This window comes from Microcoleus sp. B6-A1 (genome assembly GCF_036705085.1).
Classification (GTDB): Bacteria; Cyanobacteriota; Cyanobacteriia; order Cyanobacteriales; family Microcoleaceae; genus Microcoleus.
Genome location: NZ_JAUBTU010000016.1, coordinates 43170 through 61577, shown reverse-complemented (window position 1 = coordinate 61577; position 18408 = coordinate 43170). Strand labels below are relative to the sequence as shown.

Annotated in this window: 26 protein-coding genes; 11 read left to right on the top strand and 15 right to left on the bottom strand. The window is 46.1% G+C overall.

Features of this window, described 5'->3' with window-relative positions; translation table 11 throughout:
- Window positions 1-5: 5 nt before the first annotated feature.
- Together QUB11_RS08155 and QUB11_RS08150 are read left to right on the top strand one after the other, a co-directional pair.
- On the top strand, window positions 6-1688 hold the full coding sequence (locus QUB11_RS08155) for a SulP family inorganic anion transporter (RefSeq protein WP_333199511.1): 1683 nt from the start codon (window positions 6-8) through the stop codon (window positions 1686-1688).
- 160 nt (window positions 1689-1848) lie between these two features.
- The gene (locus tag QUB11_RS08150; RefSeq protein WP_333199513.1) at window positions 1849-2136 is read left to right on the top strand and encodes a thioredoxin family protein; all 288 of its coding nucleotides are present in this window, start codon (window positions 1849-1851) and stop codon (window positions 2134-2136) included.
- Between the two features lie 181 nt (window positions 2137-2317).
- On the opposite strand, the gene QUB11_RS08145 is transcribed toward QUB11_RS08150, so the two are convergent.
- Window positions 2318-2875: a gamma carbonic anhydrase family protein gene (locus tag QUB11_RS08145; RefSeq protein ID WP_333199515.1), complete on the bottom strand. Its 558-nt coding sequence runs from the start codon at window positions 2873-2875 to the stop codon at window positions 2318-2320.
- A 499-nt stretch (window positions 2876-3374) separates the two neighbouring features.
- Here QUB11_RS08145 and QUB11_RS08140 point away from each other — a divergent pair, with 499 nt between their 5' ends.
- Together QUB11_RS08140 and QUB11_RS08135 are read left to right on the top strand one after the other, a co-directional pair.
- Entirely contained in the window at window positions 3375-3884 is a 510-nt protein-coding gene (locus tag QUB11_RS08140; protein WP_333106288.1) for a TIGR02652 family protein, read from the top strand.
- A gap of 217 nt (window positions 3885-4101) precedes the next feature.
- A complete protein-coding gene (locus QUB11_RS08135; RefSeq protein ID WP_333199517.1) occupies window positions 4102-4539 on the top strand; it encodes a VOC family protein in 438 nt (145 codons plus the stop codon).
- A 60-nt stretch (window positions 4540-4599) separates the two neighbouring features.
- Here the strand turns inward: QUB11_RS08135 and QUB11_RS08130 are convergent, their stop codons facing one another.
- The 3 genes from QUB11_RS08130 to ctpB form a co-directional block, all read right to left on the bottom strand.
- Window positions 4600-5352: a cupin domain-containing protein gene (locus QUB11_RS08130; RefSeq protein ID WP_333390242.1), complete on the bottom strand. Its 753-nt coding sequence runs from the start codon at window positions 5350-5352 to the stop codon at window positions 4600-4602.
- Window positions 5353-5473: 121 nt separating this feature from the next.
- Window positions 5474-5764 (bottom strand): hypothetical protein, encoded by a 291-nt coding sequence (locus tag QUB11_RS08125; RefSeq protein ID WP_333257113.1) that lies wholly within the window; start codon window positions 5762-5764, stop codon window positions 5474-5476.
- Between the two features lie 467 nt (window positions 5765-6231).
- Window positions 6232-7551, bottom strand: coding sequence for a carboxyl-terminal processing protease CtpB (ctpB, locus tag QUB11_RS08120; RefSeq protein WP_333199524.1), 1320 nt, complete (start codon window positions 7549-7551; stop codon window positions 6232-6234).
- Window positions 7552-7747: 196 nt separating this feature from the next.
- Here ctpB and QUB11_RS08115 point away from each other — a divergent pair, with 196 nt between their 5' ends.
- The gene (locus QUB11_RS08115) at window positions 7748-8581 is read left to right on the top strand and encodes a hypothetical protein (RefSeq protein ID WP_333390240.1); all 834 of its coding nucleotides are present in this window, start codon (window positions 7748-7750) and stop codon (window positions 8579-8581) included.
- A 75-nt stretch (window positions 8582-8656) separates the two neighbouring features.
- On the opposite strand, the gene QUB11_RS08110 is transcribed toward QUB11_RS08115, so the two are convergent.
- Window positions 8657-9226: an rRNA large subunit pseudouridine synthase E gene (locus QUB11_RS08110; RefSeq protein WP_333150028.1), complete on the bottom strand. Its 570-nt coding sequence runs from the start codon at window positions 9224-9226 to the stop codon at window positions 8657-8659.
- A gap of 259 nt (window positions 9227-9485) precedes the next feature.
- Here QUB11_RS08110 and wecB point away from each other — a divergent pair, with 259 nt between their 5' ends.
- On the top strand, window positions 9486-10598 hold the full coding sequence (gene wecB, locus QUB11_RS08105) for a non-hydrolyzing UDP-N-acetylglucosamine 2-epimerase (protein WP_333390238.1): 1113 nt from the start codon (window positions 9486-9488) through the stop codon (window positions 10596-10598).
- Window positions 10599-10706: 108 nt separating this feature from the next.
- Here wecB and QUB11_RS08100 read toward each other — a convergent pair whose 3' ends face one another.
- The 3 genes from QUB11_RS08100 to QUB11_RS08090 all read right to left on the bottom strand — a co-directional run bounded on the left by QUB11_RS08100 (window position 10707) and on the right by QUB11_RS08090 (window position 13510).
- Window positions 10707-12026, bottom strand: coding sequence for a TPM domain-containing protein (locus QUB11_RS08100; protein ID WP_333199532.1), 1320 nt, complete (start codon window positions 12024-12026; stop codon window positions 10707-10709).
- A 456-nt stretch (window positions 12027-12482) separates the two neighbouring features.
- Window positions 12483-13004, bottom strand: coding sequence for a hypothetical protein (locus QUB11_RS08095; protein WP_333150034.1), 522 nt, complete (start codon window positions 13002-13004; stop codon window positions 12483-12485).
- A gap of 8 nt (window positions 13005-13012) precedes the next feature.
- Window positions 13013-13510, bottom strand: coding sequence for a TIGR00725 family protein (locus QUB11_RS08090; protein WP_333199535.1), 498 nt, complete (start codon window positions 13508-13510; stop codon window positions 13013-13015).
- 141 nt (window positions 13511-13651) lie between these two features.
- On the opposite strand from QUB11_RS08090, the gene QUB11_RS08085 reads away from it, so the two are divergent.
- Both QUB11_RS08085 and QUB11_RS08080 read left to right on the top strand, forming a co-directional pair.
- Complete coding sequence (locus QUB11_RS08085; protein ID WP_190744008.1) at window positions 13652-13888, top strand: hypothetical protein; 237 nt, start codon at window positions 13652-13654, stop codon at window positions 13886-13888.
- The gene (locus tag QUB11_RS08080; protein ID WP_333150040.1) at window positions 13873-14235 is read left to right on the top strand and encodes a type II toxin-antitoxin system PemK/MazF family toxin; all 363 of its coding nucleotides are present in this window, start codon (window positions 13873-13875) and stop codon (window positions 14233-14235) included. Before QUB11_RS08085 ends, QUB11_RS08080 begins: the two co-directional genes overlap by 16 nt.
- 125 nt (window positions 14236-14360) lie before the next feature.
- Here QUB11_RS08080 and QUB11_RS08075 read toward each other — a convergent pair whose 3' ends face one another.
- Window positions 14361-14720: a DUF5615 family PIN-like protein gene (locus QUB11_RS08075; RefSeq protein ID WP_333150042.1), complete on the bottom strand. Its 360-nt coding sequence runs from the start codon at window positions 14718-14720 to the stop codon at window positions 14361-14363.
- Complete coding sequence (locus QUB11_RS08070) at window positions 14704-14955, bottom strand: DUF433 domain-containing protein (RefSeq protein ID WP_332957339.1); 252 nt, start codon at window positions 14953-14955, stop codon at window positions 14704-14706. The genes QUB11_RS08075 and QUB11_RS08070 overlap by 17 nt, the downstream gene beginning before the upstream one ends.
- Window positions 14956-15303: 348 nt before the next feature.
- On the opposite strand from QUB11_RS08070, the gene QUB11_RS08065 reads away from it, so the two are divergent.
- Both QUB11_RS08065 and QUB11_RS08060 read left to right on the top strand, forming a co-directional pair.
- On the top strand, window positions 15304-15567 hold the full coding sequence (locus QUB11_RS08065; protein WP_333106311.1) for a type II toxin-antitoxin system ParD family antitoxin: 264 nt from the start codon (window positions 15304-15306) through the stop codon (window positions 15565-15567).
- Window positions 15564-15740, top strand: a complete 177-nt coding sequence (locus QUB11_RS08060) for a type II toxin-antitoxin system RelE/ParE family toxin (RefSeq protein ID WP_333199537.1) — start codon at window positions 15564-15566, stop codon at window positions 15738-15740. Before QUB11_RS08065 ends, QUB11_RS08060 begins: the two co-directional genes overlap by 4 nt.
- Here the strand turns inward: QUB11_RS08060 and QUB11_RS08055 are convergent.
- The 5 genes from QUB11_RS08055 to QUB11_RS08035 form a co-directional block, all read right to left on the bottom strand.
- Window positions 15735-16160, bottom strand: a complete 426-nt coding sequence (locus tag QUB11_RS08055; RefSeq protein WP_333146726.1) for a hypothetical protein — start codon at window positions 16158-16160, stop codon at window positions 15735-15737. The two genes, QUB11_RS08060 and QUB11_RS08055, sit on opposite strands and share 6 nt — an antisense overlap.
- Window positions 16161-16180: 20 nt before the next feature.
- Complete coding sequence (locus QUB11_RS08050) at window positions 16181-16501, bottom strand: hypothetical protein (RefSeq protein ID WP_333055249.1); 321 nt, start codon at window positions 16499-16501, stop codon at window positions 16181-16183.
- A gap of 87 nt (window positions 16502-16588) precedes the next feature.
- On the bottom strand, window positions 16589-16834 hold the full coding sequence (locus QUB11_RS08045; protein WP_333199539.1) for a hypothetical protein: 246 nt from the start codon (window positions 16832-16834) through the stop codon (window positions 16589-16591).
- The gene (locus QUB11_RS08040; protein WP_333150048.1) at window positions 16831-17199 is read right to left on the bottom strand and encodes a GIY-YIG nuclease family protein; all 369 of its coding nucleotides are present in this window, start codon (window positions 17197-17199) and stop codon (window positions 16831-16833) included. Before QUB11_RS08040 ends, QUB11_RS08045 begins: the two co-directional genes overlap by 4 nt.
- 318 nt (window positions 17200-17517) lie before the next feature.
- Window positions 17518-17799: a hypothetical protein gene (locus QUB11_RS08035; protein WP_333199541.1), complete on the bottom strand. Its 282-nt coding sequence runs from the start codon at window positions 17797-17799 to the stop codon at window positions 17518-17520.
- Between the two features lie 16 nt (window positions 17800-17815).
- On the opposite strand from QUB11_RS08035, the gene QUB11_RS08030 reads away from it, so the two are divergent.
- The coding region (locus QUB11_RS08030; protein ID WP_333257109.1) for a tetratricopeptide repeat protein at window positions 17816-18408 on the top strand (593 nt) is incomplete at its 3' end.

Sequence of the window (18408 nt, the reverse complement as noted above, 5' to 3'; positions counted from 1 at the left end):
ACTAAATGACAGTAGCAAAAAGTTTCATGGGTGGTCTGCGGTTTTGGTTCGATCGCACCTTTGCTCATTGGCGAGGTGATTTGACTGGTGGGCTGACTGCTGCCGTGGTTGCCCTTCCTCTGGCCTTGGCGTTTGCTGTGGCCAGTGGCGTCGAACCTAAAGCCGGACTCTACACGGCAATTGTGGCGGGCATCGTGGCGGCGGTATTTGGTGGTTCCCCGGTGCAGATTACAGGGCCCACGGGAGCGATGGCGGTAGTCCTGATTGGGATTGTCACCCAATATGGTATCGAGAAGGTGTGGATTGCCGGGGTAATGGCAGGAATTATTCAAGTTGCCCTGGGCGTCGCCAAACTAGGTAGACTGGTCAAGTTTATTCCCTATCCAGTCACAGCAGGTTTTACCAACGGCATCGCTGTGATTATTTTTTGCGGACAGTTGAATAATTTCTTTGGGTTGCAGTTGCCCCGTAGTGAACATTTTTTACCGGGCATCTGGCAAACCCTTACCCATTGGGAAGGATTAAACCTAGAGGCAGTCGGGTTGGCAACTGTGGTGATTCTGACCAAGCTATTTTGGACAAGGATTACGACTGCCATACCGGGTTCATTGGTAGGGTTGGTGCTGGCAACGGCGATCGCCTCTTTCTTTCACCTCGATGTTCCCACCATTGGTTCTATCCCACAATCGTTGCCGATGCCCCAAGGGATTCCCCACGCTAATGATTTTAGGGTGATCCGAGAATTGATTAATCCCGCATTAGCTTTAGCCGCATTGGGCAGTATTGAATCGCTGCTATCTGCTGTGGTTGCCGATGGTATGACTGTTAGCGAGAAACACAACAGCGATCGCGAACTGATTGGTCAGGGCTTAGCAAACATTGTGGTTCCATTCTTTGGCGGTATTCCAGCAACGGGAGCGATCGCCCGTACAGCGGTGAATGTGCGATCGGGCGGCAAAACCCGGTTGTCTGGAATCATTCACGGGGTTGCACTGGCAATCATCGTTTTGACATTAGCACCTTTAGCCGCTCAAGTTCCCCTGGCAGCATTGGCTGGAATTTTGATGGTGACGAGTGTGCGGATGATTGAGTGGGAAGCGATCGGCTTACTGATGCGGGCAACCTACTCCGACTTCGGCGTCATGATGCTCACTTGGATGGTGACGATTCTGTTTGATTTGGTACTGGCAGTGGAAGTCGGGCTAATTGCTGCTGGGGCGTTATTCATTAAGCGCATGAGCGAGCTCAATTTGGCGAAAATCCCGGAAACAGAAGCCTTTCCGCCCGGTGTACCCCTTGAATTGAGCAAACAAATTGCCGTTTATCGGGTTGACGGGCCTGTATTTTTTGGGGCAGCAGAGCGGTTTGTTACCTTCTTGCGGGATGAACCTGAAGTGAAGTATCTAATTTTGCGGATGCGGTTTGTGCCCAATATGGACACTACTGGAATCGTGGCCTTGGAAGACATCTATCGCGATTTGAAACGACATGACTGTCGCCTCCTTTTGACTGGCTTACAACCTGAAGTTCAAAACTTGTTAGAACGCAGCGGATTGCTGGGCAAAATTGGTAAACAAAACTGTTTCGAGACCACCGATGCAGCAGTTTGCGCGTTAACTCCAACGGCTATCAGTTGTCCTCTCTCTCCTCCATCAGTTAGTCAGTATGAAGAACTGATTAAACGCTGAAAATGCCACTGCTCCTAGTTTCATCTTTTGTATCTACCGTCAAAGGGAACTCTTCACCAACCGTTCAACCGATGAAAATAGGAGCAACAATTCAGCAACTATTGTCATCGTTAAATTGCGATTATCAACTTCCGCCATGTCTGTTTGGAGAAACTTACTAATGCATACATTTGACATTGAAATTATTGGCACTCATCACGAAAATTGTCATTTTCTAGAAGACAATGTTTTAAGGGCGATCGCTAAACTGGGCATCACCGCAAAAGTTAACTGCATTGCAGATATTGAAGAAGTGAAACGACTAAGACTGCGCTGTACTCCAGCTTTAGTGATTGATGGCAGGGTTGTGAGTCAAGGGCGGCAGGTTTCATCAAAAAAAATCCAATCCTTCCTTCTGGAATTGACTCATTTGTCCGATGGTGGAGATTTTCTGAGTCGAATGTTTTAGGAGATGAAGTATCTGATACGGGAAAAAGTGCTACCATTTTTTCCAGACCCTTACCGAGCGCTTAAAACCAGCGCTTTTTCAGCGCGGAAGTTGTCACAATATCGATCGAGGAATGTTTCAAAAGTTAGGATTTTTTGCGCGGTGTAAGCCATGGGAAACTAATAGTTTTTTGCTGAAAATCTTATTCTATCAACTCACCAAATCCCAACTCAGAACCTTTCCCCGCGTGAACCAAAGCCAACTTTTCGTAACGCTTAGCGTGTTCCACCAACTCTGCTGCTTCTTCCTCAGAGACATCCCGCAGGCGTTTGGCAGGCACTCCCGCAACTAGCGTATGAGGGGGAACGTCCTTGGTGACAACCGCCCCTGCACCGACGATAGAGCCTCTGCCCACCCTCACTCCGTCCAGGACGATCGCCCCAATCCCGATCAGGCAGCCCCGTTCAATGTAAGCTGAGTGAATCACGGCTCGGTGTCCCACTGTAACGAAATCTTCCAAAACAGTCGGTTGCCCCGGATCGCCGTGCAGAATTGCTCCATCTTGGATATTGGTACTTGAGCCTATTGCAATTCGCTCTACATCCGCCCGCACCACCGCCCCGTACCAGATACTAGCGCCTGCAGCCACCTCAACCCTGCCGATCACAACAGCGCCTGGGGCGACAAAAGCCGCTTGGGATAGATCGGGCCTGGGCCAATAGGAAGGAAGTGCAGACTGAGGTTCGTTGAGATTGCTCATCAGAAAAATGGGTAGAAACCCCGTCCTTTTAGGACGGCTTTACCATTGAATGGGGGGGAGGATTAGTCCCCCGTTAAGCTTGCTACCGCCTTGGAACTACTAAATGCCGTGTACTTTTGTGCTGTACTTTCGTCGGGACAATTGCCGGCTGACACTGTTTGTCCTGTACGCATAGCAAGTGGCGGTAAGCCCGTGTGTATATATCCCTTCGCTACTGACTATTCGAGAGGTTACAGACTAGGGAAGCATCCAGTAACGTCGTTCGGTGTACCACCACCAGATAGTTCAGTTTGGGTTCTTGACCCGCAAGCTAGACACTGTTTTAGTCTCAGATTTAAAAGGTGGTGAGCCTTTCTCTTCTTTGCCCCATGCCTTTAGGCTGGGGTTGGTGACTTGTTGGTCGATCGTTATACTTCTAGCAGATTAGCTGGTTGTTGATACGGGATATAATAAAAGTATTTGGCACTTTTGCAGAGAAAATATGCTGGGACGCAAATAAATGATTGAAGTTGCCTTGCAATACCCGATGTTTGGCCCGGAAATTCAGTGTCCCCACTGTCGCCAAACAATTCCGGCTCTAACGCTCACGGATACCTATTTGTGTCCGCGTCACGGGGCATTTGAGGCAGATCCAAAAACGGGGGAACTGGTTCACCTTCAGTCTGGGCGGCACTGGCGCCGCTGGGAGAATGAATGGTATCGCCAGCACACCCACCCGGACGGGATTCGGTTTGAAATTCACGAAGCGCTCGATCGACTCTATACTCAAGGCTACCGAGCAACTCGCGTGATCGTTGCCCAACGCTATCGGGACTTAATCAGCGCTTATTTGGAACGCAGCACGCCTTGGCGCGGTCAGTCGGACTCGCCGCGGCCCAGGTTGTACGGTTTGCCTGTGGATTTTAGCCCCGATCCTCAAGAGGATCCTTGCTGGGAAGTGATTAATTTTGATTTGGAAAAAGAGCCGGGAGTTCCGATTAGATATCCCTATTTTCGGTTGTTTGAATAGTCCGTTGACAGTTGGCAGTTGTCCGTTGACAGTTGGCAGTTGTCCGTTGTCATTAGGAAATTAACTGACTAAATTTATTCCTGAGTCTGGAATTATCAGTAATAAGTAAATAAAGTAACTAATGATTAACAAATCATAAAGCCGATTAATAACAACTATCAACTCACAACTATCAACTGACAATTATCAACTGCCAACTATCAACTGCCAAAATCTAATGCACCACGCCTCGATTCGCACTGCTAACATACACCGGGCGATCGCCTTTTATGAACATTTGGGATTTACTGTGAGCGATCGCTTTACCACTGGTTACACTCTAGCCTGTTGGATGGAAGGCCTCAACGGACGCATCGAACTCATTCAAATCCCGGAACCCAAACCCGCACCGGATGCTTTCGGAGACGAGCATTATGTTGGATATTATCATTTATCTTTTGATTTAACGGAGGCGACAACTGACTTGCCTAGCTGGTTGCAGTCTCTGAAAGAACGGTTTGAGGAAGCTGCTTCATACCAACCAAACCAGTTTCAAGCTTTGAAAGTTTTATTAGAACCGACTCAACAGGCGATCGGGCAAAATGTTTACGAAGTAGCTTTTATTGCCGATACTGATGGTTTGCCCTTAGAGTTTATCCGGCGGATGAATGACTAATGAGGTCAGTAGTTAGTAGTCATTAGCCATTTATATTCTTTCAATTCATACCGCTAATCCTTAGCGAGAAGACTCAGTTGTCTCAAAAGGGTGTCGGAAGTCTTTTCCAACAATAAATCGCGTTGCATCTAGAGGATAAGTCTTAACATAAACCAGACAACCGGTGGCCGACGACGGACTATAGGGAGAATTGGGTGAATACCGCAGCCAACTACCAGTTGGGAAATCTCCTAACTGATCACTCCAAGAGCCTTCGATGACAAAGATTTCTTTCACCTCAGATTCAACTACGTTCCACAAAGCCGTGCCTGGTTGCCAGCGTTCCACCCAAACTTTTTCATGAAAACCCTCTTGCTCATAAAGTGGCTTTACTTCAATTTGGGGAATAGCACCGGGCTGCCAGGGCAACTCGTAAATATTCGTTTTCACCCGCTGGCGAGTGGTTCCACCATGTTGCCGTAATTTAACAAATGTCAGGCAACCTTCATCGCTATAAGGACGATGGATAAACCCTTCGGGATTGAGCATATAAGATCCTGGAGGATACACACCTGTTTCATCAGCGAAGTTACCCTGGAGTACCAAAATTTCTTCTCCACCCGGGTGTCCGTGTAGCGGGAAAAAGCCACCCGGATCGAAGCGAGTCAGCATGGTGACGGGATGATCTTGAACGTTATCGTCGGACTCAAAGGCACCAAACCAGATGCCCGTAAAAGTGGTCTGATGCCAGGTTAGCGATGACTGCAAGACGGCGGCTCGACTGGATACGTCGTTGTGAATTGGTTGAGGTTGCCACTCAAGTTGAGAAGACATAATTCTTAAAATTTAAGATGAATTGCTTATTTTGTAGAGGCTGGTTCCTATAGCCAATATACATGAATTTTGTGCTATTTACTGGCCGATCGCCTGTTCCCTATTTCCTGTTCGCTCTTCCCTATTTATACTGTTTCGCCAGTTTGATCGTTTTATCTAGCAATATACCGCCCACAGGATCTGTCCCATAGGAATCTCCGACGTGTAAGGCGATATCTAGGGCAAAACTCACCTTGCCATCCAAGAGCGCCAAAGCCCAAAGACTCACGTAGTCGCGCAAACTAGCATCAACTAATTTGAGGTGCTCTAGGGTTCTGAAATATCTGGCTTCAGCGACTGTCGGACTCCCCGGCAATCCTTCGATGTGTTGCTGGTAGAATTGACTAGAGAGGGCTTTCCGCGTACTCTGCATCACCCTAGGAAAACTCTGAAAGTTGAGACTCGACAGCCAAAACCCTTCCTCAGTTAAAGCTTTGTGAACTCGATCGAACGTGTTTTATCCGTCATATAGACGATTCGGGAGATGGCAGGGGACTCGATACTCGGGGAAAAGCGAGATTTATCAAGGGTTTTAGGCGATTGTTGACACGCTTTGACATTGCCGTGTCCGGCGCGGGGAACTGCGACTTTTAAGAATTTGTATAAGATTAGACTTGAATTGCAAGCATTCGCTTTCCTATCTTGAAATGGCTCGGCGTTGCATCTGCGGTTTCCCTATCAATCAAATATTTATGCAATAAGTCTATTGAGGATTCTAGCAAGAGTTTTTTAAATTGGTATTACATCCGATTGAAAACTGCTATAAATTAAACCACAAAAACAAAACCCGCCGATGCGGGTTTCATCTTCATGATTATTGTTAATAACTTACGGTTTTAACTACTTCTTAGGAACAAGAACCTCATTAGCAGCAACGGGACGCGCCGACGAAGCGGTAGTTTTTAAAAGTGCGATCGCCTGCGCGTAGCAAGGATCATCCTTAGTCGCAACCAACATCGGTTTGTTAGCTAATTTCAGCTTTTGTTCGTCGGTGACTTCGACTTTAACATCGGGAGTAACCCCCTTCTGGCTGATATCCGTACCGTTGGGAGTATAGTAGTGAGCGATCGTCACCGCCAATCCCGAACCGTCAGCCAAAGAATGCACCGACTGCACCAAAGCTTTGCCAAAAGTTTGGCCGCCCATCACAGTTGCGCGCTTATTATCCTTCAGAGCACCGGCCAAAATCTCGCTGGCGCTAGCCGAGTTGTCGTCCACGAGCACCACCAAAGGCTTGTCAGTGAGCGCAGTGCGATTTGCCTTCATTTCCTGAGAATCGCCCGCGCGATCGACTGTGCGGACGATCGCCCCTGTATCCATCCACATCCGAGCGATATCAATGCTCACTCGCAGCAAACCGCCGGGATTCCCCCGCAAATCCAACACAAAAGCGTCAGCTTTCTGAGCCGAGAGCTTTTTAATCGCCGCCTCCATTTGTTCGCCCGCGTGGGAGCTAAACTCTTGCAAACGGATGTAACCCACATTCTTACCGCCTTCATTCTTGAGGCTGTAGCGAACCGCTGCTACCTCAATTCTCGCCCTAGTCAGAGTGATGTCAAATTCGCTTTTGCCCTCACGAGCAATCCGCAGCGTGACTTTCGTACCTTCGTCGCCCCGAATTACCTGAGCCGCATCCGAGACAGTCATGCCTTTGGTAGTTTTGCCGTCAATCACCAAAATCGTATCGCCCGCTAGAATCCCTGCCTTCAGGGCCGGGGAATTTTCCATCGGCTCGACTACCCTAATCGCTTTCGTTTTCTCGTCTTCTTCCAGCCTCATCCCCACCCCTGTCAGTTCCCCAGAGGTTTGATTCGTCAGCGCTTCGTACTGCTTCGGGTCCATGAAGCGCGTGTACTGGTCGTTTAATTTCTCTAGGGCTTTGCGGAGAGCGGTGTAGGCAGCTTCGCGAGAGGTATAATTTTTGCTCAGCAATTCTTGGCGGGTCAATTGCCAGTCAGTCTTGTTAAAGCTGCCATCAACATACTCTCGGTTGACAATTTGCCAAGCTTCGTCTAAGACAGCTTTGGGGCTATCTTGAAGCTCAGCGCGGACTGATTGACTCAGGCCGGGAACGAGCAAAGATATCGAAGCGGTTGTTGCCATCGCCCCACTGAACAGGGCTGCCTGTAATTTAGAAAAGCGTCTGCGGGCTTGATTCATTGAATTTGGCTCAATTCGATTTTAGATTTTTGATTTGAGATTTTATATTGCTAAAAAATCTCAAACTACTACTTAAACTATTGTGTGGAGGCTCCACCATCCCTTTGGACAGTTTAACGAGATTTTTAGTCGATCGCCAACCAATTATTACTCTCTTTCAATAAACTTAATTTAAAACTTGGATTTATAAAGTGCCGTGGAAGCTAAAATCGAACAATTTTCGCGTAAGTGGTTGAGCCTGCTCGTTAATGGAGCTATCGGTCTAGCAGCGCTGGCGGGGGTCGTCGCCATGCAGTCTAGCGGGCAGTTAGGCGGAATGTCCCCAGTTGGCGTTCAGGGCCAAAAGCCGCTCTCTGCAATGTCTGCTGCCAGTTTCAAGCAAGAAGCGCAGCAAGAAGCCCTGCGGCTAAAAATGCTCAAAACAATCCCTAGTTTTGGGTTTGATAATTTAATTGCAGATTGGACATTTCTCAAATTTTTGCAGTATTTTGGCGACGACGAAGCGCGAGATGTGACGGGCTACAATCTGAGCCAAGATTATTTTGACATCGTTACGCAGCGCGACCCGCGGTGGGCTGACATCTACCTGTTTCTTTCCACAGCTATTTCTTTTTATCAAGGAAAGCCTGAAACTGCTGTTAACTTTATAGAGCGTGGTACTAGGGCCCTTGCCCTTTCGCCGCAACTTCATTCCCAATCATGGATAGTGTGGCGAACGAAAGGTATTGATGAGTTGCTGCTGTTGGGGGATATTCCCGACTCAATTCGCTCTCACGAAATGGCTGCGGATTGGGTGGAAGGAAGCCCGGAATGGTCGAAATTGGCGCCGATGTTTCGAGCCACTGCTGAGTATTTGCGCCGAGATCCCGATAGCGTGCCGGTGCGGTTTAATGCTTGGAGCACGGTTTATGCTCAAACAACTGATAAGTTGGTGCGTCAAAGGGCCAAACAAGCTCTTGTCAAGCTGGGAGCTCAGGTGCAAAAAGATAAGGATGGAAACGAGAGTTTTATTTTGCCGCCTCGAAAGTAGTTGACGGTTGACTGTTGACTGTTGACTGTTGACTGTTGACTGTTGACTGTAATTCTCCAATCTAAAATCTCAAATCTAAAATCTCAAATCGGCTTGAGTTAGTTCGCGCCATTCACCGGGTTTGAGGCCTTCGAGACGCAAATGCCCGATCGCACATCTGACCAGCCGCAGCGTCGGAAACCCTACTGCTGCGGTCATCCTGCGGACTTGGCGGTTGCGGCCTTCTGTGAGAGTCATTTCCAGCCATGCTGTCGGCACGTTTTTGCGAAATCTAATCGGCGGTTCGCGGGGTGGCAAAGCGGGTTCTTCTAACAATAATTGCACTTTTGCCGATCGAGTCCGATAATCTTGAATGGTGACACCTGTCTGCAAAGCGGCGATCGCACTTGCATCAGGAATTCGTTCCACTTGCACCCAGTAAGTACGGGGATGAGCGAATTTCGGGTCACTGAGGCGGTGCTGCATTTGTCCATCATCGGTTAGCAGCAACAAACCTTCACTATCGCGATCGAGCCTTCCCACTGCATAAATGTTAGGAATAGGAATATAATCTTTGAGAGTGCTGCGTTTAGCTTCCCCTGAGTTGTCAGTGAATTGAGTTAAAACATCATAGGGTTTGTAAAATAAAATGTACCGATAGGGCATAAGCAATTAACAAAAATGTACTAATATCAATAATCCTGTAGGGGCGGGTTTCACCGACAATAATTGGCTAAAACTCACAATCTCAAAAACCCGCCCCCACCCAACGTCAAACCACTTTCTCTCTCTTCTCTCCCTCCTCTGCGCCCTCTGCGCCCTCTGCGGTTCATAAAAAAATAAATCTTGTTAACCAACGATTCAAACCAGCTCTAAAATCTTCAGCCTTTAAGAGCCTCGCAAATCTCAACTACCCAATTTTACCATGCCCGAAGCCACACACCGCGTTTGCATCGTCTTAGGAACTCGCCCGGAAGCGATTAAACTAGCCCCAGTAATTCAACTGTTCAAAAGTTCGCCAACCTTTGACACCCAAGTAATTTTAACCGGTCAGCACCGAGAAATGGTCGAGCAAGTAATGCAAATGTTCGATCTAAAAGCCGATCGGGATTTAGCAATTATGCAGCACCAGCAAACCTTGACGGATATTACATCCCGGAGTTTGCAGGGTTTGGAAGCCTTGTTTAAAGAATTGCAGCCCGAAATCGTCTTAGTTCAGGGCGATACAACAACTGCGTTTGCCGCTACTTTGGCTGCATTTTACCAGAAAATACCCGTAGGTCACGTAGAAGCCGGATTGCGAACAGACGACGTATTCAATCCTTACCCCGAAGAGGCTAACAGGCGGTTGATTTCTCAGCTCACAAGGCTGCATTTTGCCCCGACAGCGCTGGCTCAAGAGAATTTAGTGCGATCGGGCGTTTTGGGAGAAATTCACCGTACAGGCAACACAGTAATCGATGCTTTGCTTGCCGTAGCCAAACGCGAACCAGAATGCAACATTCCCAATTTAGATTGGAGCAAATATCGCACTATCTTAGCAACAGTTCACCGCCGCGAAAATTGGGGAGAACCATTAGCAGGAATTGCTAAGGCTTTTCTCCAAATCTTAGATAAATTTCCCGATACAGCCTTGCTCTTACCTCTACATCGAAATCCCACAGTCAGAGAACCTTTGCAAGCTCTTTTGGGCGACCATCCAAGAGTATTTTTAACTGAACCTTTAGATTACGCAGAATTAGTAGGAGCGATTCAGAGATGTCATTTAATCCTCACAGATTCCGGTGGCTTGCAAGAGGAAGCACCTAGTTTGGGGAAGCCTGTTTTAGTATTGCGAGAAACCACAGAAAGACCCGAAGCAATTTCCGCCGGCACCGCTAAACTTGTCGGTACGAATTCTGATACAATTTCCACAGCAGCGGCAGAATTGCTCAGCAATTCAGATGCTTACAACGCAATGGCAATGGCAATTAATCCCTTTGGGGACGGTTTAGCCGCCTCGCGGATTTTGAAAATTGTTGAAGAGTATTTTAGTTAACTACCTCTCGATTATTCGGCGGTTGAAACCGCAATTAAACAAATAAAGCCCCCGCAGAGGGGGACTAATTCCTGTTAAAAAAAGTCGGTTTCTGCCTCCATTCCCGAATTACCAATCCCCACCGCCACCCCCACTACTAGAATCGCTGCTACTACTGCTACTGCTGCTGTTACTGCTACTGCTGTAGTCGCTACTGCTACTGCTACTGCTGCTGTTACTGCTACTGCTGCTGTTACTGCTGTAGTCGCCGCCACCGCAATAATCGCTACTGCTGCTGCTGTAGTCGCCACCGGCACCGCCACCGCTGGAGTCGCCACCGCCAAAGCTACCCCCGCAGTCGCTACTGCTAATGCTGTAATCGCCACCGGCACCGCCACCGCTGGAGTCGCCACCGCCAAAGCTACCCCCGCAGTCGCTGTTGCTAATACTGTAGTCGCTGCTATTACTGGTGTAGTAGCCACCGCAATCATCGTTGCTACTGTTACTGCTGTAGTCGCTACTGCTACAGTAATCAATGCTGTTACTGCTGTAGTCGCCACCCCCACCGTAATAGTTGTGGCTGTTAATGCTGTAATTGCGATGGTTACTGCTGTAATTGGGAGTGTGACTGCCGTAATTGCGATTGTTACTACTGTAATTGCGCGGATAACGGCGGTGGCGGTAACGAGATATCCGAGAAAATAAGCTGCGAAATATCCTGAAGATAATGAAGCAAGGTATAAACGCTATGAATGCTATGAATAACAACCCAAGTAAGCCATAGATTAGATACGATGAATCTTCACCTGTGGACTTACTATTGCTAATAACTGGGGATTGACTTGGTATTGGTGACGGTTTCAGCGCTTGAGATGGTACGATTGGAGCTAAAGGCAGCGTGGTTTGAGATTGAGCATTTACCATCGGAGTTTGTAAAATATTTACTAACGCCTTTGTCCCCGCTAATGTGCCCCCGTCAAAGTCCTGCTGTTTAAATCTGGGCGTAATTTCTGTTTTAATAATTCCCACTACCTTCGCATCGGGTAAAATGCTTTGAATGCCAGAACCTGTTTCAATTTGAACGCGGCGTTCCCCCGACGAAATCAACAATAAAACTCCGTTATTTTTACCTTTTTTGCCAATCCCCCAAAAGTTAAATAATTCTGTAGCAAATGCTTTTGGTGTTGCCGATGGCTTAGTATCAGGCACTGTCACAACAGCGATTTCTGAGCCGTTTTTTGCCTCTAAATCCGAAATCATTTGATTTAGCTGAGTTTCGGTGCTGTCGCTGAGAATGTTTGCCTTGTCCGTTACCCAAGTGTTATTTACTTGACGGGGATTCGGTACTTCTTGTACTGTTATAGCTTGGCTCGTTAGGGGAAATGCAATTGCCGAAAAGCATAGCAAACTGATCCAGATTATTTGTTTATTGCTAAATTGTAACTGCATCGCTTCAGTCTCCTGAATAACTGCTAGTCTGAAATGCACATATCTATCTCCGCCTAATACCAATTTTTTATGAGACCCCGTAGAATCCGATCCCCCCTAACCCCCCTTAATAAGGGGGGGACAAGATTCCGATCAAAGTCAACCCCTACTCCCCAACAATCAGGGGGAGTAGGGGGTATGCGAGGGGGATCGAGATATGTGCAACTTCACATCAAATTGGTATAACTACAATTAAATAGCCAGCTCACTGTCATGTCAATTCATATTATTCAGAAGTTGAATTCATAAAAATCATAATTTTAGGTGCGCCATCAGCACTTTACATTTATAGTCATGGACGCACGGGTGGCGAGAAACCGGGTTTTTAACCAAAATAATTGCTGAAAACCGTCAATCTCGGTTCACAAACCCGGTTTCTGAGTGGGCGAGTGCGAGTGCTAACTAATTTAGATATTTTTAAGGAGAGGGAACTGGTGGCAGAAAATTGCTGCTGCCTTTATAACCGGATAAAATAGCCAGTTTTTCCAAAGATTGTCGGCCCGTGTAATATTTACCCCGAATTTCCCAAGTGGGATAAGCTTTAATATTGGCAGCTTTGCACAAATCCGGTTGAGCATCTTTGCCTCTAGGATCGCACTCAATGTAAGTAATCGCGGTAAATGCTTCTTTGCCGAAAAGTTCTTGTTGCGTGTGACAGTGAGGACACCAGTAAGCACCGTACATTCTAGCTTTGATGGTCTGCAAATGGGTTGCTAAAGCTATTTGTTCCGGCACTGATTCGCTGCGAATAGGTGGCGCTTCTTGTTCGGTAACAGGCTGTGCGGAAGGGGGAGGAGGAGGGAGGGTTTGTGCTAATTTGGGAGTGGATTTGTTGCTGAAACTGAACTGTGCAATTCTTCCGTCTGCTTTGGTAGTGACGAAAATCCCCAAAGTCAGAAAAATGCCGATCGCACAAAAGTTGAATTTGCTTACTCTCATCTTGGATTTCATCTTGAATTTACTAGGATTTCGCGAGCTTGATTCATAGCCTCTACAGCATTGTTTACCACAAAGATGTTAAATTGTGCTAAACCTTTTAAAAAAAGTTGACTTTCGGCGCTGTGATTTAACAATATAACTTGTTTGTTAGCTTTGAGGGCGAGGGTAATTTCCGAAGCAGTGCCCGTGCCCATACCGCAGGCAATTATTACATCTGAAGAAAGAACGTTAATGTTATTTCTGGCGTTTCCCATATCAGTGACAATGGCAATATCTACAGCTTCAGAAATGCCGCGAGTGTCATTTCCTGGAAGGATGCCCACTGTTAAACCGTTAGCTGATTTTGCTCCTTTGTTGGCGGCATCCATGACCCCGACATTTCTACCGCCAGTTAGCAATATCCATCCTGCTTCGGCGATGAGTTGTCCGAGTTGATAGGCGTTTTCTAAGTCTGTTGATGTGGCACTTTCGCCAGGGCCCATGATGCCAATAATGATTTTTTTCATAGTTTTGGGGTGAATATGGTGTTATTAATACTTGCGAGTTTTTTTGCACTATCTACGAATGTATGTTATCATATAAATAGTGGCTTCATAAAAACAGCTTTTGACACAACTAACTTCCCGAACCTTCCTAGTATTTTTACTATGAAAGAGCAAACATTTAAACTAGATGAATCTCAGATAAAATTTTTAGAACTCTGTCAAAACTATGGATTTAAAGACCCTAGTGAATTGGTTAGAATAGCGATTCAACGGTTGGAATTAGCGTTAGAAACTGAGCAGTTGAAAGAATCGGCGATGCTCTATGCGGAAGTCTATGCAGAAGAGACAGAGTTACAGGAATTGGCGGAATTAGGTTTAGAAGAATGGCCGAAGGAATAAAACTGAAACGGGGGCTAATTATTGAAGTCAATCTTGACCCTACTAGGGGTTCTGAAACTGGAAAAATTAGACCTTGCATTATTGTGACTAACAATACTTATAATGAGAGAGTTCCCATAATTCAGGTGGTTCCAATTACTGCTTGGAGTGAAAAGAAAGCCAAGATTAGAAGTAATGTGGAGATTGAACCTTCAGAAGCAAATGGATTAACAAAAAAATCTCTTGCAGATTGTTTGCAAACGCGCCCTATAGATTATTTTTCTCGATTGGTGGATATCCGAGGTGAAGTTGAGCCAGAGGTTTTACTAAAAATCGATCGAGCTCTCAGAATTGTGTTTGCTTTGTAATTTTTCAACTTTTTAAAGAAGGAATTATGGGCGAGATCCTTTCTGAATCTGGCTGAGAAAGGGATCTCGCTCTTTTTTAACCGCAGATTAACGCAGATTAACGCGGATGTAAGAAGGGATCTCGCTCAAGGACTAATGGAAACAACATCCCCAGCATCATTAATGCGAACTGCCGAACCTGCTGGCAGCGACGATATCATAGTGCTAACTTGTCTCATCAAAGGTACTAGATGGTCTGGCCTCGTACTGCTAGAATCTAACACCACAATTGTAATAACACGACTTGCGAGATTTTGTTGATAGGGAAGATTTTTATCAGCAGTGATAAAAACATCAAAAGGATGATTCTCCGATCTCTCCAGAATTTCCCGGTCTTTTAGCCCTCTCCACCCCATGTCATACACATTGCTGATTGAATGACCCTCGTCTAAGAAAGGTTGCTTGAGTTTTTGACTCAAGAGATTTTCATCAAGCAGTATAAGCATTTGAAGGATTTTCTAGCGAGAGCATCATTTTAGTGAGATTTTCTAGCACTTTAATTGCCTGACTTTCTAGGTAAGGAAAATCATTAATAAATTCTGCGAAACCGCTTTCACCTTCGAGGTAGTCGAAAAAAGTCTTTAAGGGGACGCGGCTGCCGACAAATACGGGGACACCGCTCATAATTTCTGGATCGCGGTGAATAATCCCTTTTCTTTGCAGTAATTCTTCTATTTTCACGGGCTTTACTCCTTTATATCAAAAGAAGTGGGCAAGTCTAGCTGTAAATGATGGGTAATTATATCATAAATTTAGCAGAAGCGAGATCCTTTCTGAATGTGACAGAGAAAGGGATCTCGCTCTTTTTTAACCGCAGATGGACGCAGATTAACGCGGATGCAGGAAGGGATCTCGCCATGATTGATGAATGATGGGCGAGATCCTTTTTGAGTCTGGTCGATCGAGGGCGATCTATCTTCCCAATTTCTTATTACAAAATTACAGGTTGTGTGAGGCTTGACAAAAAATGGCAAAATTTGCCATAATAAGATAACGAGTTAAATGAGGTAAGTAATACCCGTGACAAGCATGAATATTTCTCTACCTGACTCAATGCGAACTTATATAGAAGCACAGGTAGCTCAAGGTGGTTATAGTACAGCTAGCGAGTATTTTCGTGAGTTAATTCGCCAAGACCAAAAACGCAAAGCTTCAGAACGTTTGGAAGCGATGTTATTAGAGGGTTTGGAATCGGGAAATCCTACCGCGATGACGGAGGAAGATTGGATGGAGATTCGTCAAGCTGTGCGATCTCGTATTTCCCAGAATCAGGGGTTGCAGGGAGAAAAATGACCTCGCTCCAAAAACGTCCGCAAGTTATCGGTGATTTGATTGAATTAGCCACTTACATGGCGGAAGATAATATGGATGCTTCCGATCGCTTTCTTGTCGCGGCAGAAGAAACGTTTAAACAATTAGCCCAAACGCCAAAAATTGGAAAACACTGTATTTATCTCCTTTTATGAACTGAGTGCTAAGGGTTGTTTGACCAATTGTTCGACAACTAGCGATCGACAAACAGCTTCAATTTTGTTATTTCCACCAATTTCAAATAACAGATGCAGCCACTCATTAGGAGAAAGGGATAGATTTTCTAACCAAGGAGAAGGAGTAACTTGTCCCCAGCCGACGATTGTGCCGAGGTTCGCAGGCTTTTGATTTAACTGATCGGGATTTGGGTTGAGTTGTACATCAAGTCGAATGCAGGTTTTGAGGATAATGTTTAAAAATTGGTCATTTGTAGCAACTTCAGAAGTAGAATTAGTTGAATTAATCTGCCAATAGTAGTTGAGATTGAGGACATAATCATAGGGAAATTGCCACCCCATCGATAGCAATTCTGATTCGGTAAAATCGTATTGTTGCCAAATTTGTTGAAAGTTCATAATCTGACGAATAAATGGGATTAAGGGAGCAGAATAAAGTGGGTGTCTCCACGACTTCCAGGTTTTCCTGATGCGTTTAGGGGTTGTTCTGCGGGTGCACCTCCTCCTGGGCCATTGTAAACACGAGCATAGGATGAACCATCAGGTTGAGTCATAATTCTGACACTGTATTGAGTGTCTGGGCTTGTCCAAATTGTACCTGCACCGCTTTTTGAACCACCTCTAGCTGGAGTGAATATCCAACCCGAAGCAGTAAGTTCTGTTTCGAGGGTAGTTTTATCGATTCCACTGACAAGGAAATTGAGAACATCTGTGACAGCTAGGATGTTACCTGATGACATAGTTCAGGGAAGTTGGGTTTTGGATGGGGTGCATGAGCACTGGTAGGAGCGATCGCCATGATTGATTATAAAACGGGCGATCGCACCCTATTTCTTTTGGGGAAATTCTACCAATTCTGATTCCTTAAGACGTTGCGATAATAGGCAATCTTCAAAGCTGAAAGCTTCTGAGTCTAGAAAACTAGCGATCGCCATTTCGATCGCAGCTTCCAGAGAACATTCTAGCTGCGTAGCTTTTGCCATCAAAGCGACTTTCACATAGTCAGGTAAATAAGTCATCAGCGAATGAATAGCTTCTGGTGGCAAGTGTTGGATCTTAAGTGTTTGAGTCATTGTTCTCTGGGGATTTTAACGTTGTAGGGAGGATTTGTAGCTTGAAGGATGAGGGTTTCTAATTCATATAATAACCCTGGTTTTTGCCATTGGTTGAGGGTAACAAAGGCAATCCTTACATCATCTGGATCGTAGCGATCGAGCCAGCCCCAGAGGAAGGCTTTGTGACCACCTCGCAGTCGATCGCGGAGGTTCTTGGCTTTGCCGATGTAGAGCAATCCTTCAGTGCGATGTCGAAAGGCGTACAAACCAACTTTAGCAGGAATGGTGTCGAAGTCGCGGCTGAGGGGATGGCACCGATCGAAGGGGGTAAAGGCGAGAGTGTCGAGAATTTGGCGGGCTTCTTGCTGGATGGGGTTGGTCATGAAAATTGGGAGATGCAAGCGGTTATTCCATCCTACAAGTAGAAGCGATCGCCCTTCTGAATTATTAGAAAGGGCGATCGGTCTTTTTTGACCGCAGATGGACGCAGATTAACGCGGATGTAAGAAGGGATCTCGCACTTTTGATGAATTATGAGCGAGATCCTTTCTGAATTATTAGAAAGGACGATCGCTATAATTCCAGATAGCGCTGCAAAATCTCTTGTGGACGAGATAGAATTCTTGATTTTCATCGAAGTGGGCGAATAGCTGCGGAATGAGATCGTGGCTACCTAACTTGTACAGGTGTTAAGGTTCGCTTTAAAACAGGCGTTTGGCTTCTTGCAGCAAGAAGGGATCATTGGACTGGGGCTTGAATCTCTTAACCACGCGCGGGGGCTTGTCGGGTAGATGTTCGTCATGTGCTAAGTAGGTTTCGCCAAATCCACCTTTACCCAATGAGCTGATTATGTAGTAATGTCCGCCAATAGTTTTGCCAATAATTATTTTGTTGTGATAATATTTTTGATAATTATTAAACACTCGGATCGGATTCGGCGTACTTCTGTGAACCGTCGGGGAAGCAGCTTCATTAAAATTCAATAACTGGAATAAGGCAATGACTACAAAATCGCTCGCAGATTACGATCGGGCTATTCAACTTAATCCCTACAATGCTAAGGCCTACTACAATCGGGGTAATGCCAAATATGCCCTAGGGAGAAACCAAGAGGCGATCACAGATTACGATCGGGCTATTAAGCTTAATCCTAACTATGATATTGCCTACAGCAATCGGGGGAATGTCAAATCTGCCCTAGGGAGAAACCAAGAGGCGATCGCAGATTACGATCGGGCTATTCAGCTTGATTCTAACTTAGCTTTTGCCTACTTCGGTCGGGGTTATGCCAAATCTGTCCTAGGGAAAAACCAAGAGGCGATCGCAGATTACGATCGGGCTATTCAGCTTAATCCTAACTTGGGTCCTGCCTACAGCAATCGGGGTAATGCCAAATCTGACTTAGGGAAAAAACAAGAGGCGATCGCAGATTATGATCGGGCTATTCAGCTTGATTCTAACTATGCTAAGGCCTACTACGGTCGGGGTAATGCCCAGTCTGACCTAGGGGAAAAACAAGAGGCGATCGCAGATTACGATCGGGCTATTCAGCTTAATCCTAACTTGGGTCCTGCCTACAGCAATCGGGGTAA

Bases quoted from the DNA above. Each gene is read 5' to 3' on its own strand.
- QUB11_RS08155 (WP_333199511.1), top strand. From the start codon at position 6: ATGACAGTAGCAAAAAGTTTCATGGGTGGTCTGCGGTTTTGGTTCGAT.
- QUB11_RS08150 (WP_333199513.1), top strand. From the start codon at position 1,849: ATGCATACATTTGACATTGAAATTATTGGCACTCATCACGAAAATTGT.
- QUB11_RS08145 (WP_333199515.1), bottom strand. From the start codon at position 2,875: ATGAGCAATCTCAACGAACCTCAGTCTGCACTTCCTTCCTATTGGCCC.
- QUB11_RS08140 (WP_333106288.1), top strand. From the start codon at position 3,375: ATGATTGAAGTTGCCTTGCAATACCCGATGTTTGGCCCGGAAATTCAG.
- QUB11_RS08135 (WP_333199517.1), top strand. From the start codon at position 4,102: ATGCACCACGCCTCGATTCGCACTGCTAACATACACCGGGCGATCGCC.
- QUB11_RS08130 (WP_333390242.1), bottom strand. From the start codon at position 5,352: ATGTCTTCTCAACTTGAGTGGCAACCTCAACCAATTCACAACGACGTA.
- QUB11_RS08125 (WP_333257113.1), bottom strand. From the start codon at position 5,764: ATGCAGAGTACGCGGAAAGCCCTCTCTAGTCAATTCTACCAGCAACAC.
- ctpB (WP_333199524.1), bottom strand. From the start codon at position 7,551: ATGAATCAAGCCCGCAGACGCTTTTCTAAATTACAGGCAGCCCTGTTC.
- QUB11_RS08110 (WP_333150028.1), bottom strand. From the start codon at position 9,226: ATGCCCTATCGGTACATTTTATTTTACAAACCCTATGATGTTTTAACT.
- wecB (WP_333390238.1), top strand. From the start codon at position 9,486: ATGCCCGAAGCCACACACCGCGTTTGCATCGTCTTAGGAACTCGCCCG.
- QUB11_RS08100 (WP_333199532.1), bottom strand. From the start codon at position 12,026: ATGCAGTTACAATTTAGCAATAAACAAATAATCTGGATCAGTTTGCTA.
- QUB11_RS08095 (WP_333150034.1), bottom strand. From the start codon at position 13,004: ATGAGAGTAAGCAAATTCAACTTTTGTGCGATCGGCATTTTTCTGACT.
- QUB11_RS08090 (WP_333199535.1), bottom strand. From the start codon at position 13,510: ATGAAAAAAATCATTATTGGCATCATGGGCCCTGGCGAAAGTGCCACA.
- QUB11_RS08085 (WP_190744008.1), top strand. From the start codon at position 13,652: ATGAAAGAGCAAACATTTAAACTAGATGAATCTCAGATAAAATTTTTA.
- QUB11_RS08080 (WP_333150040.1), top strand. From the start codon at position 13,873: ATGGCCGAAGGAATAAAACTGAAACGGGGGCTAATTATTGAAGTCAAT.
- QUB11_RS08075 (WP_333150042.1), bottom strand. From the start codon at position 14,720: ATGCTTATACTGCTTGATGAAAATCTCTTGAGTCAAAAACTCAAGCAA.
- QUB11_RS08065 (WP_333106311.1), top strand. From the start codon at position 15,304: ATGAATATTTCTCTACCTGACTCAATGCGAACTTATATAGAAGCACAG.
- QUB11_RS08060 (WP_333199537.1), top strand. From the start codon at position 15,564: ATGACCTCGCTCCAAAAACGTCCGCAAGTTATCGGTGATTTGATTGAA.
- QUB11_RS08055 (WP_333146726.1), bottom strand. From the start codon at position 16,160: ATGAACTTTCAACAAATTTGGCAACAATACGATTTTACCGAATCAGAA.
- QUB11_RS08050 (WP_333055249.1), bottom strand. From the start codon at position 16,501: ATGTCATCAGGTAACATCCTAGCTGTCACAGATGTTCTCAATTTCCTT.
- QUB11_RS08045 (WP_333199539.1), bottom strand. From the start codon at position 16,834: ATGACTCAAACACTTAAGATCCAACACTTGCCACCAGAAGCTATTCAT.
- QUB11_RS08040 (WP_333150048.1), bottom strand. From the start codon at position 17,199: ATGACCAACCCCATCCAGCAAGAAGCCCGCCAAATTCTCGACACTCTC.